Raw genomic sequence first — 12,643 nt, 5'->3', positions numbered from 1 at the left:
GACGCGGCCACCGCACTTGACGTATTACTTATACAGACAACAATGATTGGCATGTCTATAACTAATTCCGACGGCCTCGTCGTCGACCGCATCCTGCTGATCGGTGCGTCTCGCGGCCTCGGTCTCGCGCTGGCGCAACGGTGGGCCGGGCAGGGGCGGCACGTCGTGGCCACCGTCCGCGGCCAGGCCCGCACCCCGCTGCACGACCTCGCCGACGCTCACCCCGGCCGCATCGAGATCGACACCGTCGACGTCACCGAGCCAGCGCAGATCGCCGCGCTCGGCACCCGCCTGGCTGGCCGCACGTTCGACCTGCTGTTCGTCAACGCCGGCGTGACCAATCAGCCCGACGGCACGGTCGCCGAGACCTGCACCGAGGAGTTCACGAAGGTGATGGTCACGAACGCACTCGGTCCCCTGCGCGTCGTCGAGGCCCTGCAGGATCTCGTCACCCCGGCGGGCACGATCGCCGTGATGTCGTCGGGCCAGGGCAGCGTCGCCAACAACGAGAACGGCGGCCACGAGGTGTACCGCGGAAGCAAGGCCGCGCTGAACACCTTCATGCGCAGCTACGCGGCCCGGCACCGCGACGACCACCGCACGCTGGTCTTGATGGCACCCGGATGGGTGCGCACCGAGATGGGCGGGCCGGACGCCCGGCTGGGCATCGACGACAGCATTCCCAACGTGGTGCAGACCCTCGACGCGATCGCCGGAAGGCCCGGCCTGCACTACGTCGACTACCTGGGCCGGACGGTGCCGTGGTGACGTCAGCCGACGCCTGGACGCTGATGTACCGGTTCGTGGAATCGACCAATCGGCGGGCCGAACTCGCCGACGCGCTCGGCTTCCGGCTGGGCGGCGGCCGCGGACGCATCCTGGTCCAGCTCCGCGACGGGCCGGCGACGCTGAGTCAGCTCGCCGAGCGAAACGGCCTCGACGCGCCCTACGTCACGCTGATCGTCGACAAACTGGAGTCTCACGGCCTCGTCGAACGCCGGCCCCACCCCGACGACAGACGCCGCAAGCTCGTCACCCTCACCGATGCCGGGCAGGGCGCGCTCGCCACCGCCGACGAGATCCTGTACCGGCCACCTGACGCGATGGCCGACCTGTCCACCGAGGAGCTCGACCACCTCACCGCGATCATGCGCCGGCTGGTCGCGGCCGAGGCGCCCGAACCGCCAACCGCGAACCTGAGCTAGCCACCAATGCAGGAAGGGCCCCCGCCGAGGCGGGGGCCCTTCTGCGTACTAGTCGTCTACAGCTCGGTCGCGGAACCACCCGCGGCGGTGATCTTCTCGCGAGCGCTACCGCTGAACTTGTGGGCGGTGACGTCGGCCTTGACGGAGATCTTCCCGTCGCCGAGCACCTTGACCAGGGTGTTCTTGCGGACCGCACCGGCAGCCACCAGCTCGTCGACGCCAACCGTGCCGCCCTTGGGGAACAGCCGGTCGATGTCGGCGACGTTGACGACCTCGTACTCGGTACGGAAGCGGTTCTTGAAGCCCTTGAGCTTCGGCAGCCGCATGTGGATCGGCATCTGGCCACCCTCGAACGTCACGGGGACGTTCTTGCGGGCCTTGGTGCCCTTGGTGCCGCGGCCTGCGGTCTTGCCCTTGGACCCCTCACCACGACCAACGCGGGTCTTGGCGGTCTTCGACCCGGGGGCCGGCTTCAGGTCGTGCAACTTGATGGTCATTACGCCTCCTCAACGGTCACGAGGTGGTTGACCACGGCGAGCAGACCACGCGTCTGGGCGTTGTCCTCGCGGACCACGCTCTGACGGATCTTGCGCAGCCCGAGGCTCCGCAGGCTCTCCCGCTGCTTCCAGCGCGCCCCGACGGTGCTGCGCACCTGGGTGATCTTTACTTCAGCCATGACTATGCCGATCCCTCACGCGCGGCCGCAGCGGCCAGCGCTTCGCTCTCGCGCCTCGCCTTGAGCATGCTCGGCGGGGCGACGTCTTCGATCGGAAGTCCGCGACGTGCCGCGACTTCCTCTGGGCGCTGAATCATCTTCAGCGCGGCGACGGTCGCGTGCACCACGTTGATCGCGTTGTCGCTTCCCAGCGACTTGGCCAGGATGTCGTGCACGCCGGCGCACTCCAGCACCGCGCGGCACGCGCCACCGGCGATGACGCCGGTACCCGCGCTGGCGGGGCGCAACATGACCACACCGGCCGCCGCCTCACCCTGGACGGGGTGGACGATCGTGCCGCCGATCAGGGGCACGCGGAAGAAGCTCTTGCGAGCCTCCTCGACGCCCTTGGCGATTGCGGCAGGAACTTCCTTGGCCTTGCCGTAGCCGACGCCGACCATGCCGTTGCCGTCGCCGACGATGACCAAGGCGGTGAAGCTGAAGCGCCGACCACCCTTGACCACCTTGGACACGCGGTTGATGGCCACGACGCGCTCGAGGAAGTTGCTCTTCTCTCCGCCGTCACGGCCGCCACGGCCGCCGCGGTCGTCACGACGACCACGTCCGTCGCGGTCACCGCCTCCGCGCGGGGGCCGGCTACCGGTGGCGCCAGTCGATCCCGCGCCGGTTCCGGTTCCTGCTGTTGGCTGATCGGCCATCAGGCAGTCCTTCCGTTCTTCACCATGTGAGTCTTCATCAGAATTTCAGTCCGCTCTCGCGGGCGGCGTCGGCCAGCGCGGCGATGCGGCCACCGTAGGTGTAGCCGCCGCGGTCGAAGACCACGGCGTCGATGCCGGCCGCCTTGGCGCGCTCGGCGATCAGCTGTCCGACGCGGACGCTGTGGGCCTTCTTGTCACCCTCGACGGCACGCACGTCGGCCTCGATGGAGGACGCGGCGGCCAGCGTGGTGCCGGTCTGGTCGTCCACCAGCTGCACGTGAATGTGCCGCGAGGAACGGTTGACCATCAGGCGCGGACGCTCTGGCGTGCCGGCCACCTTCTTGCGAAGGCGGGCGTGGCGACGCAGCCGCGAGATGCGACGCGTCTCGGAGACGTTCTGTCCCAGGGGCTTCCGCTTGGCGGTTGCCTCGGTCTTGGTGTTGGCCATGTCTTACTTACCCGTCTTTCCGACCTTGCGGCGGATCTGCTCGCCTTCGTAGCGAACGCCCTTGCCCTTGTACGGGTCCGGGCGTCGCAGGCGGCGGATGTTCGCCGAAATCTGGCCGACCTTCTGCTTGTCGATGCCGGAGACCGAGAACTTCGTGGGCGACTCCACCGCGAACGTGATGCCCTCGGGCGCCTCGATCACGACGGGGTGGCTGAAGCCGAGTGCGAACTCGAGGGTCTGACCCTTGAGCGCGACGCGGTAGCCGACGCCGAAGATCTCCATCTTCGTGGTGTAGCCCTCGGTGACACCCGTGATCAGGTTGGCCACCAGCGTGCGGGACAGCCCGTGCAGCGAACGGCTGCGCCGCTCGTCGTCCGGACGAGCGACCACGATGGCGCCGTCGTCGTTGCGGTCGACCGTGATCGGCTCGGCAACGGCGAGGGCCAGGGTGCCCTTGGGCCCCTTGACGGACACGTTCTGCCCGTCGATCGAAACGTCGACCCCGGCGGGAACCAGGACCGGTTGCTTACCAATGCGCGACATTGTCTACTCCCCCTACCAGACGTAGGCGAGGACTTCGCCGCCCACGCCTTGTCGAGCTGCCTGGCGATCGGTGAGCAGGCCCGAGGACGTGGAGATGATCGCCACGCCGAGGCCACCGAGAACGCGGGGCAGGTTGGTTGACTTCGCGTACACGCGCAGACCGGGCTTGGAGACTCGCTTCAAGCCCGCGATGCTGCGTTCGCGACTGGGTCCGTACTTGAGTTGCACGACCAACGCCTTGCCAACCCGAGCATCCTCGGTGTGGAAGTCGGTGATGTAGCCCTCGGACTTGAGGATCTCGGCGATGTTCACCTTGATCTTCGAGTGCGGCAGGGTCACCTCGTCGTGGTACGCCGAATTGGCGTTGCGCAGACGCGTCAAGAAGTCTGCTATCGGGTCAGTCATCGTCATGACAACCGGCTCACCTTCCTCGCGGCGGTTCCCCTGGGGGCCTGCCGCGCACTTTCAATAAGTGGTCTGTTGATGTGAATGTGAATGGGGCTTACCAGCTGGACTTCTGGACACCGGGCAGCTCGCCCGCGTGTGCCATCTCCCGCAGGCAGATTCGGCACAGGCCGAACTTGCGGAACACGGCGTGCGGACGGCCGCACTTGTTGCAGCGCGTGTATCCGCGGACCTTGAACTTCGGCTTCTTGTTGGCCTTGTTGACCAGCGCCTTCTTTGCCATGTGCTCAGTTCTCCTTGAACGGGAAGCCCAGCGCACGCAACAGCGCCCGGCCTTCGTCGTCATTGGTCGCCGACGTGACGACGGTGATGTCCATGCCGCGCGGGCGGTCGATGCTGTCCACGTCGATCTCGTGGAACACCGACTGCTCGGTCAACCCGAAGGTGTAGTTGCCGCTGCCGTCGAACTGCTTGGGCGACAGGCCGCGGAAGTCGCGGATACGAGGGAGGCTGATCGAGACCAGGCGGTCCAGGAACTCCCACATGCGGTCGCCGCGCAGCGTCACGCGGGCGCCGATCGGCATGCCCTCGCGAAGCTTGAACTGAGCGATCGACTTGCGGGCCTTGCGGATCTCCGGCTTCTGGCCGGTGATCAGCGCGAGATCGTTGACGGCGCCGTTGATCAGCTTGGCGTCACGGGCAGCGTCGCCGACACCCATGTTGACGATGACCTTGACCACGCCGGGGATCTGCATGACGTTGTCGTAGCTGAACTGCTCCTGCAGCGAGCCCTTGATCTCGTCGCGGTAGCGCTGCTTGAGACGAGGGAGCGTCTTGGTGTCTTCTGCGGTCGTCATCTCTAGATGTCCTTGCCGTTGCGCTTCGACACGCGGACCTTCTTGCCGGTCTCTTCGTCGAATCGGTAGCCGATGCGGGTGGGGTTGCCGTCGGAGTCGACGACCATCACGTTCGAGACGTGAATGGGCGCCTCCTGCGTGACGATGCCGCCCGAGGACGCACCGCGCTCGTTGCGCGAGACGGCGGTGTGCTTCTTGATGCGGTTGACGCCCTCGACGAGGACCTTCTCGCGCGTCGGGTAGGCCTGCAGCACCTTGCCCTTGGCGCCCTTGTCCTTGCCCGAGATCACCAGCACGGTGTCACCCTTGTGCACCTTCATTTACAGCACCTCCGGGGCCAGCGAAACGATCTTCATGAAGCGCTTCTCGCGCAGCTCGCGTCCGACCGGCCCAAAGATGCGGGTTCCGCGCGGGTCGTTGTCGGGCTTGATGATGACGGCGGCGTTCTCGTCGAACTTGATGTAGCTGCCATCGGCGCGGCGACGTTCCTTGACGGTCCGGACGATGACGGCCTTGACGACGTCGCCACGCTTGACGTTGCCACCGGGGATCGCGTCCTTGACGGTCGCCACGATGACATCGCCGATGCCGGCGTATCGCCGACCAGAGCCGCCGAGCACGCGGATGCACAAGATTTCCTTGGCGCCCGTGTTGTCGGCGACCTTCAGCCGCGATTCCTGCTGAATCACTCGATCTCCTCGAATTGGGTGTACGGCGAGCAGCACTGATCTACTCGTCGTACGCGGTCTTCGTTAACCGAAGGGCACGCAGGGCTGGCCGAGACGGTCAGCCGAGGTCTGCCCAAGGCAACCCCTACATAGTAGGTGCGCGCGGGCAATGCACCAAATCGCTGCTCGTCAGCGCCACCCGTCGGGCGGAGTCGGCGCTCGTTGGGCGCTCAGATCACGCAGCGAAACCCGATGTGGGTGGTGGCGCTGTCCTGCGACTGCGACGAGCGCGCCGCCGGCCGGAAGCGATGGCAGTACTCCGGCGCGCACAGGTGCGAGCCGCCCTTGAGCGTCTGATTCACCGCGGGGTCGGGTTCCCGCGCCGGCGGGCAACAGCCCGTCGCGTCCCGCCCGACCCGATCCCCCGGTCGCTGCGCTCCTGCCCGCCCGACCTCATCCCCGGGTCGCTGCGCTCCTGCCCGCCCGACCTCATCCCCGGGTCGCTGCGCTCCTGCCCGCCCGACCTCATCCCCGGGTCGCTGCGCTCCTGCCCGCCGGTGATGGGCCGAGTACCTCGTCGTGGTCCACTCCCACACGTTGCCGATCACGTCGAGCAGGCCGAAGCCATTCGGCGGAAAGGTGCCGACCGGCGACGTCCCCACCCAACCCCTCGCCCCGTCGTTGCGGTACGGGAAACGGCCCTGCCAGGTGTTGGCCATCAGTTCGCCGTTGGGGTGCATCTCGTCGCCCCACGCGTACGTCGTCGAGGTTCCACCCCGGGCGGCGTACTCCCATTCGGCCTCCGTCGGCAGGCGCCGCCCTGCCCACTGCGCGTAGGCCGCGGCGTCGACGTAGGACACCTGCACGACGGGGTGATCGAGCCGGTCCTCGACGCCGCTGCCGGGCCCGAACGGCCGCCGCCAGCAGGCCCCGGGCGCCCAGTCCCACCATTGCCGCCAGTCCCGCAGGTCGACCGGGCCGGCGGTTGGACGGAACACCAGCGCCCCGGGAACCAGGTCGGCCTCGGCCACCCCCGGATAGAGCGCGGGATCCAGCGGACGTTCCGCCACGGTGAGGTAGCCGGTGTCGTCGACGAAGCGGGCGTACTGGGCGTTCGTGACGGGATGGCGCTCGATGGCGAAGGCGGACACCGTCGCGCTATGGACGGGCGCCTCCTCCGGGTAGAAGGCCGTCGACCCCATCCGAAATTCTCCGCCCGGCAGCTCGATCAGCTCCGTCAGCATGGTGACCAGCGTAGGCCGGTCAGTCCTTGGCGAACGCCCGCGCCAGCTCTCGTTCGGTGTCCAGGTACGGCGTTCCGGAGATGTCGACCACGACCTTCGCGATGGTGCCCCCGGTGAATGCGAACGGTGGCGTGAACCGTTTCGACACCGCCTGGCCACCGTTGCGGCCGACGGCCACTCCCCCGCCGGCCAGCCCGAAACTGCCCGGATGCGCCCGCACGTCGGCACGCTTCGCGACCTCGGCACCGTCGACGTACAGCGTGACGTCGCCCAGCGGGGTGTGACTGCCCTCGACGGTGCCCTTACGGTCGTACCGCACGCCGAAGAGGTGCGCTCCCAGGGGAATCGGATCGGGTGCGACCACCTCCTGCTCCTCTTCGCCCATGAAGTTGTACACGTAGTGCAGACGCCCGCCCTGGATGAACAGGACGTGGCCACCGTGCCCGGCGCCGTGTTTGAACAGCACGCCCTGCGCACTGGAATCGTCGACGGTGACCTCGGCGACCACCGAGAACGACTGGCCGCGCAGCTCGACCGCCGCGCCGACGCCTACCTCCGCCGTGTCGGGGTAGTAGGTGAAGTTCTGTCGGTCCACCGACAGATAGGGCCGGAACCGGCCCAGCGTCTCGAAGATGTTCAGGTCCCCCAGCGGCAGGCCGTTGTACTTGGCGGCCTCGGCGAACCAGAGGGCCTTGAGCTCCTCGAGCTTCTCGGGCTTCTCGGTGGCCAAGTCGTGGCACTGGCTGCGGTCGGATTCGATGTGGAACAGCTCCCAGCGGTCGTCGTCGAAGTGCGACCAGCCGGCCGGGCTCGCGGCGTGCACGGTGTTGGCGAACCAGCCCCGGTGCCAGATGCCTCGGGTGCCGAGCATCGTGTAGAACTGGGTCTCCTTGCCGGTCTCGGCTGACGAATCCTCCAGCGCGGCCTTGAAACTCACGCCGTCGAGCGGTTTCTGCGCGATGCCGGCCACCTGGTCGGGCGGGGTGATGCCGAGCAGTTCGTAGATGGTCGGGGTGACGTCGCAAACGTTGACGTAGTGGTCGCGGACCTCGCCGTGGGCGTCGATTCCCTTGGGCCAGCTGATGATTGCGGTGTCAGCGATGCCACCCTCGTGGGAGGCGTAGCGCTTGAACAGCTTGTAGGGCGTGTTGAACGCCATCGCCCACCCGATCGGGTAGTGGTTGTAGGTGTCGGGCCCGCCGAGCGAGTCGAAGAACCGCATGCTCTCCTCGACGGTGTCGATGTAACCGTTGAAGAACTTGTTCTCGTTCACCGATCCGTTCGGGCCGCCCTCGCCACTGGCCCCGTTGTCGGAGATGACGACGATGATCGTGTTCTCGAGCTGCCCGGACTCCTCGAGGTAGTCGAGCACCCGACCGATCTGCGCGTCGGTGTAGGACAGGAACCCGGCGAACACCTCGGCCATCCGGCTGAACAGGCGCTTCTCCTCGTCGCCAAGCGTGTCCCACGGGCGCACGGTGTCCTGGGCCGGCCACGGCTCGCCGTTCGGCCCCGTCACGTCGAGATACGGGTTCACCGGCGACAATTCGGTGTCGGGCGGCACGATGCCGAGCTTCTTCTGGTTCTCGAGCACGATCTCGCGGTAGGCCTCGTAGCCCATGTCGAACGTGCCCGCGTACTTGTCGGCCCATTCCTTGAAGACGTGGTGCGGAGCGTGACCGGCGCCGGGACACAGGTAGCTGAACCAGGGCTTGTCGGGTGCGATGACCTTCGAGTCCCTGATGAACTCGATGGTCTTGTCGGCCAGGTCCTTCGAGAGGTGATACCCCTCCTCGGGGGTGGCCGGGGGTGCGACGGGGTGGTTGTCGTACACCAGTTCCGGATACCACTGGTCGGTCTCGCCGCCCATGAATCCGTAGAAGCGTTCGAAACCACGACTGAGTGGCCAATGCCGTTTGGTGGATGCGAGATTGGACTCCTCCAGCGGAGTCAGATGCCACTTGCCGACGCAGTACGTGTTGTACCCGTGTTCGACGAGCACCTCCGACAGCAGCGCCGTGTCATCGGGGATGCGACCGTTGCAGTTCGGGAAGCCATCGGTGAACTCCTCGATGGTGGCCATCCCGACGGTGGTGGCATTGCGTCCGGTCAACAGCGATGCCCTGGTGGGCGAGCACAGCGCCGTGGTGTGGAACTGCGAGAGACGCACTCCGCGCTCGGCGATGCGGCTCATCGCCGGCATCTCGACGAGCCCACCGAAGCAGTCCCAGGTCGCGATACCGGTGTCATCCCAAACTAGATACAGCACGTTCGGCGCGTCCGGCGGCGCGGTCGGCGCCGCATAGGGCCCCCAGTCCGCCTCGGAGTCGCGCACGTCGAGTTCGATCTTGCCGTTGAATTCGCGCATCGTTCCCCGTCACTTGGGCTAGCTCCAGGTGTCGTCATCGATCCATGGCGACGGCGGCGAGAGTACACCCGCGCGGGGTGGGTCGATCATGAATTGACGATGACGTCACAGTGGTGTCGCGCACGGATGTGCCGACCGGGGCCACCACTGCTGGGCTTCACCAAACATGCTGTGCGGCCGTCAGAATCGCCGCGGATACCGCAGCACCCCACCGTCGGCACTCACGTCGTCCCGATCATCGGAGGATGTCTCACCGAACCGTGGCCACTCTTCCTGCCCGGGCAGCGGGTCGTGGAGTACGGGATCGGGCATCGCGACCGCGATCCGGTGGGTGAGCTGGCGGCGTTTGGCCTTGGTCTCGTACATCGCGGCGTCGGCGTCTCGGAGGATCTCGACGGGGCTGCGCGGATCGTCTGGCGCCACGACGGTGACCCCAATGCTGGCCTGCGTGCGCACCGTGGCGGCACCCAGCGTCATGGGCTCGGACAGGCTGTGTTCCAGACGCGACACGAACTCGTCGAGGTCCACCGGCCCCACGTCGCCCTTGACGAGGGTGACGAACTCGTCGCCACCGAGGCGCCCGACCACGTCGTTGGGCCCGACCGAGGTGCGCAGGCAGTGCCCCACGCTCTGCAGCAGTTCGTCACCGGAGTCGTGGCCGAGCGAGTCGTTGATGGCCTTGAGGTTGTCGAGGTCGATGAACAGCACGGCCCCCAGTCGCAGCTCACCACGTTCGCGCAGCGAATCCGAGATCTGGTTGACGATCACCAGCCGGTTGGGCAGGCCCGTCAGGGCGTCGTGGGTGGCCCGATAGGTGAGCCGCTCGCGGGCGACCCGTTCGGCGGTGATGTCGGAGAACGAGACCATGGTCGCCGGCGCATAGCGGTGGTCGGTGTCGAGGCGCCGGCCGCTGGTGCGCAGCCAGATCCGGCGGCCGTCCGCGCGGTCGATGCCAAGGACGTAGCCCTGGAACGGCTTTCCCGTCCGAAGGGTGTGCGCGACGGGATGGTCGGCGAGCGGGATGCGGCGACGATCCACGTCGTACATGGGGAGGGCGTGGATGGTACGACCCTCTCCGTCGGCCAGATCCTGTTCCGATAGACCGATGATCTTCTCGGCCGCGGGGTTGGCGGAGACGACGCCGCCCGCCCCGTCGATCACCAGGATCCCCTCGTCGAGGGACTCGACGATCATGCGCAGGAGCCGTTCGGAGCCATGAGCCTTGGTCTCGTCGGTGCACACCAGTGCGTATCCCGAATCGAGGGCGGTGGCGGACACCCGGACCATCAACGGCTGACCGTCGGCGGTGTGGTGGGTGGCGATCGTGACGCCCCCCTGCTCGACCACCGCGACCGGGTCGAGGTCTGCCCCGACGACGACGCCGATGGGCAGCGCCAGCGCGTTCGCGGCCGGACGCCGGTACATGGTCTCGGCGACCTTGTTCCACTTTGTGACCAGTCCGGTGGTCGTCGTGCCGATGATCGCCACCCCGACCCGATCGACCAGGGCGGCCTGTTCGCGCAGAGCCCGTTCGGCGGTGCGCAGATGGGTGAGGTCGCGCATCGTCACGTGATAGGCCGGGACGCCACCCCAGGTAGTCAGCGTCGTCACGGCCTCGACGGTGAGCGTGGTGCCGTCCAACCGCACCACGAGGCCCTCCGACGGTCGGGTCACGTCACCGTCCTGCCGCAGGGACGTCAAGCGCTCCAACACCTGCGGCAGCGAATCGGGATGCAAGAACTCCGAGAACAGTTGTCCGCGAACCTGATCGGCGTATTGAGCCCCGACCCATCGCACGGCCGTGGCGTTGACGTAGACGATCCGGCCGTCCCGGTGAACGACGATGCCGTCGGGGCTGCGGTCGACCAACCGCCGGAACGAATCCTCTCCGGTATCGCCATTGGACCGCTCGACATGACGGAACGGTCCGTCGTAGTGAGCACTGGTGTCGACTTCGGCCATGGGTTTCACGAAGCCAGGTCGTAGCCATGATGTCGGTGGATGCGGATGCCGCCATCGCCCGAGCGGCACGTACTGAGCAGGGGCGCGGTCATCACGGCACCCGGCCCAAGAGGGTGGTGGCCGCCGCGGCGACGAGGTCGCGATCGTGGGTGAGGACGAAGTCGAAGCGCCGATCCGAGGCGGGTCCGTCACCGCGCTCGCGCGCGATCAAGGCCGCTGCGGTGTGCGGGCCGAGGGTCACGACCACCCACTGGCGGCGCAGCGGATCCACCGCGTCGAGCGGCACCGTCCGCACGTCGGGAGCCTGCCCAGCGGCGAGACGATCTCCGAACACGGCCACCAGCGGACAGGCCCTTGCCAGGTCCGAGTACCGGCGCTGGGTGGACGGCCCCGGGTCGCCGGCGCCCTGCACGGCCACCAGGACCATCGGCGTGTCGGGGGCGGTGCAGGCTTGCTCCTCGAGGTGCCGCGAGATCGCGGTCAGGGTGTCGGTGTCCGCCTGCCCGACGAACGGGTGCGTGGCCACCACGTCGAATGGGGTCGGGAACCGGGCGGCGGAGACGCCGGACACCTTGGGCGCCGACCACGGGGCGGTGTACCCGTCCGCCGGCAGTGGTCCGGGCTTGCCGAAGAGGAAACCCTGCCCCAGGCAGGCGCCCCACGTCAGCGCGCGCTCCAGATGCTCGTCGGTTTCGATGCCCTCGGCGACGATCAGCGTTCCCTTCCGCTCACGGTGGGCCGTGAGCGCGGCGCCGATCCGCGCGGTGTCCACGCTCGGGGTCTCCTGGATGAGCCGATTGGCGAGCTTGATCACCTCGGGCTCCACGATGTCGAGGAGAGCCAGCGACTCGGGGTTGGCGCCCACGTCGTCGAGCGCGATGGCGATGCCGTCGGCCCGCAGCGCCGCCACCTTCCTGAGCAGGGCCGGCAGGTGCCCGAGCAGGTTGCGCTCGGTGAGCTCGAAGAGCAACGCGAAACGGTCGTGGCCGCGCTGGAGGATCTCGCTGTCCGCTCGGCACGTGTAGTCGCTGGCCGGCTCGGAATTGACCCCGAGCAGGGCGCCCTCGGCAAGACCGCCGCGGAGCGCCACGTCGACGGCACGGTCGATGCAGAGTCGGTCCAGCTCGGTCACCCGGTCGGTTCGCTCGGCGTAGGCGAACACCGACTGCGGCCCGAGATGCGGTTGCGAAGGCCAGCGCGCCAGCGCCTCGAATCCGATCGTGGTGCCGGTGGGCAATTCCACGATCGGCTGGAACACCGGTGATACGCCCAACCCGTTGACGGCGTCATCGAGGTCGCCGGAGCCCTCGAATGCCTCGTCCACATCCCACTGCACCCCGCTGCCGCTCACCTGCGACCGCCTTCCTGGACCGCCGGACACCGTGGTGTTCCGGGCGAAGTGCCGATTTGCCTGCTCACCGTCGCCCCACGAGGCCGGAATCGTCCCCCGACCCGTGGTGCTGATCCGCGCGCTCATGACAGTTAATTCCGCGAAGTCGCGCTTGACGGCATCATAGCAATTTTCGTGCAAAAGCCCCGTATTTGCTCTGCGTTGCCTACAAAAGGCCC

16 protein-coding genes are annotated in these 12,643 nt (G+C 67.5%); 2 read left to right on the top strand and 14 right to left on the bottom strand.

The window, feature by feature from the left end; translation table 11 throughout:
• Positions 1 to 51 precede the first annotated feature (51 nt).
• Positions 52 to 768, top strand: coding sequence for an SDR family NAD(P)-dependent oxidoreductase (locus SBI80_RS01780; RefSeq protein WP_318972720.1), 717 nt, complete (start codon positions 52 to 54; stop codon positions 766 to 768).
• Positions 765 to 1,205: a MarR family winged helix-turn-helix transcriptional regulator gene (locus SBI80_RS01775; RefSeq protein ID WP_318972719.1), complete on the top strand. Its 441-nt coding sequence runs from the start codon at positions 765 to 767 to the stop codon at positions 1,203 to 1,205. The genes SBI80_RS01780 and SBI80_RS01775 overlap by 4 nt, the downstream gene beginning before the upstream one ends.
• A gap of 56 nt (positions 1,206 to 1,261) precedes the next feature.
• Here SBI80_RS01775 and rplO read toward each other — a convergent pair whose 3' ends face one another.
• From rplO to SBI80_RS01705, 14 genes are all read right to left on the bottom strand, one after another.
• Positions 1,262 to 1,702: a 50S ribosomal protein L15 gene (gene rplO, locus SBI80_RS01770; RefSeq protein WP_318972718.1), complete on the bottom strand. Its 441-nt coding sequence runs from the start codon at positions 1,700 to 1,702 to the stop codon at positions 1,262 to 1,264.
• The gene (gene rpmD, locus SBI80_RS01765; RefSeq protein WP_318972717.1) at positions 1,702 to 1,881 is read right to left on the bottom strand and encodes a 50S ribosomal protein L30; all 180 of its coding nucleotides are present in this window, start codon (positions 1,879 to 1,881) and stop codon (positions 1,702 to 1,704) included. The genes rplO and rpmD overlap by 1 nt, the downstream gene beginning before the upstream one ends.
• A gap of 2 nt (positions 1,882 to 1,883) precedes the next feature.
• Positions 1,884 to 2,579 carry a 30S ribosomal protein S5 gene (gene rpsE / locus SBI80_RS01760; RefSeq protein ID WP_318972716.1) on the bottom strand — a complete coding sequence of 232 codons (696 nt, stop codon included), beginning with the start codon at positions 2,577 to 2,579 and terminating at the stop codon, positions 1,884 to 1,886.
• Between the two features lie 37 nt (positions 2,580 to 2,616).
• Positions 2,617 to 3,027: a 50S ribosomal protein L18 gene (rplR, locus tag SBI80_RS01755; protein ID WP_318972714.1), complete on the bottom strand. Its 411-nt coding sequence runs from the start codon at positions 3,025 to 3,027 to the stop codon at positions 2,617 to 2,619.
• Positions 3,028 to 3,030: 3 nt separating this feature from the next.
• Positions 3,031 to 3,570, bottom strand: a complete 540-nt coding sequence (rplF, locus tag SBI80_RS01750; RefSeq protein WP_318972712.1) for a 50S ribosomal protein L6 — start codon at positions 3,568 to 3,570, stop codon at positions 3,031 to 3,033.
• Between the two features lie 12 nt (positions 3,571 to 3,582).
• Positions 3,583 to 3,981, bottom strand: a complete 399-nt coding sequence (gene rpsH / locus SBI80_RS01745) for a 30S ribosomal protein S8 (RefSeq protein WP_318972710.1) — start codon at positions 3,979 to 3,981, stop codon at positions 3,583 to 3,585.
• A gap of 91 nt (positions 3,982 to 4,072) precedes the next feature.
• Positions 4,073 to 4,258, bottom strand: a complete 186-nt coding sequence (locus SBI80_RS01740; RefSeq protein ID WP_056557202.1) for a type Z 30S ribosomal protein S14 — start codon at positions 4,256 to 4,258, stop codon at positions 4,073 to 4,075.
• Between the two features lie 4 nt (positions 4,259 to 4,262).
• The gene (gene rplE / locus SBI80_RS01735) at positions 4,263 to 4,832 is read right to left on the bottom strand and encodes a 50S ribosomal protein L5 (RefSeq protein WP_318972707.1); all 570 of its coding nucleotides are present in this window, start codon (positions 4,830 to 4,832) and stop codon (positions 4,263 to 4,265) included.
• A 2-nt stretch (positions 4,833 to 4,834) separates the two neighbouring features.
• On the bottom strand, positions 4,835 to 5,152 hold the full coding sequence (gene rplX / locus SBI80_RS01730; RefSeq protein WP_318972705.1) for a 50S ribosomal protein L24: 318 nt from the start codon (positions 5,150 to 5,152) through the stop codon (positions 4,835 to 4,837).
• A complete protein-coding gene (rplN, locus tag SBI80_RS01725; RefSeq protein WP_137148880.1) occupies positions 5,153 to 5,521 on the bottom strand; it encodes a 50S ribosomal protein L14 in 369 nt (122 codons plus the stop codon). It lies immediately after the preceding gene.
• A 209-nt stretch (positions 5,522 to 5,730) separates the two neighbouring features.
• On the bottom strand, positions 5,731 to 6,744 hold the full coding sequence (locus tag SBI80_RS01720; RefSeq protein ID WP_318972704.1) for a formylglycine-generating enzyme family protein: 1,014 nt from the start codon (positions 6,742 to 6,744) through the stop codon (positions 5,731 to 5,733).
• Between the two features lie 19 nt (positions 6,745 to 6,763).
• Positions 6,764 to 9,112 carry an arylsulfatase gene (locus tag SBI80_RS01715; protein ID WP_318972702.1) on the bottom strand — a complete coding sequence of 783 codons (2,349 nt, stop codon included), beginning with the start codon at positions 9,110 to 9,112 and terminating at the stop codon, positions 6,764 to 6,766.
• A gap of 180 nt (positions 9,113 to 9,292) precedes the next feature.
• The gene (locus SBI80_RS01710) at positions 9,293 to 11,074 is read right to left on the bottom strand and encodes a diguanylate cyclase domain-containing protein (RefSeq protein ID WP_318972701.1); all 1,782 of its coding nucleotides are present in this window, start codon (positions 11,072 to 11,074) and stop codon (positions 9,293 to 9,295) included.
• Positions 11,075 to 11,165: 91 nt separating this feature from the next.
• Complete coding sequence (locus tag SBI80_RS01705) at positions 11,166 to 12,425, bottom strand: sensor domain-containing phosphodiesterase (RefSeq protein WP_318972700.1); 1,260 nt, start codon at positions 12,423 to 12,425, stop codon at positions 11,166 to 11,168.
• Between the last annotated feature and the right edge of the window lie 218 nt (positions 12,426 to 12,643).

It is taken from the genome of Mycolicibacterium sichuanense, assembly GCF_033741125.1.
In the GTDB taxonomy this organism is placed as follows: Bacteria; Actinomycetota; Actinomycetes; order Mycobacteriales; family Mycobacteriaceae; genus Mycobacterium.
Note: the sequence above shows the minus strand (reverse complement) of the source record. Positions and strands in the feature narration are given on the sequence as shown.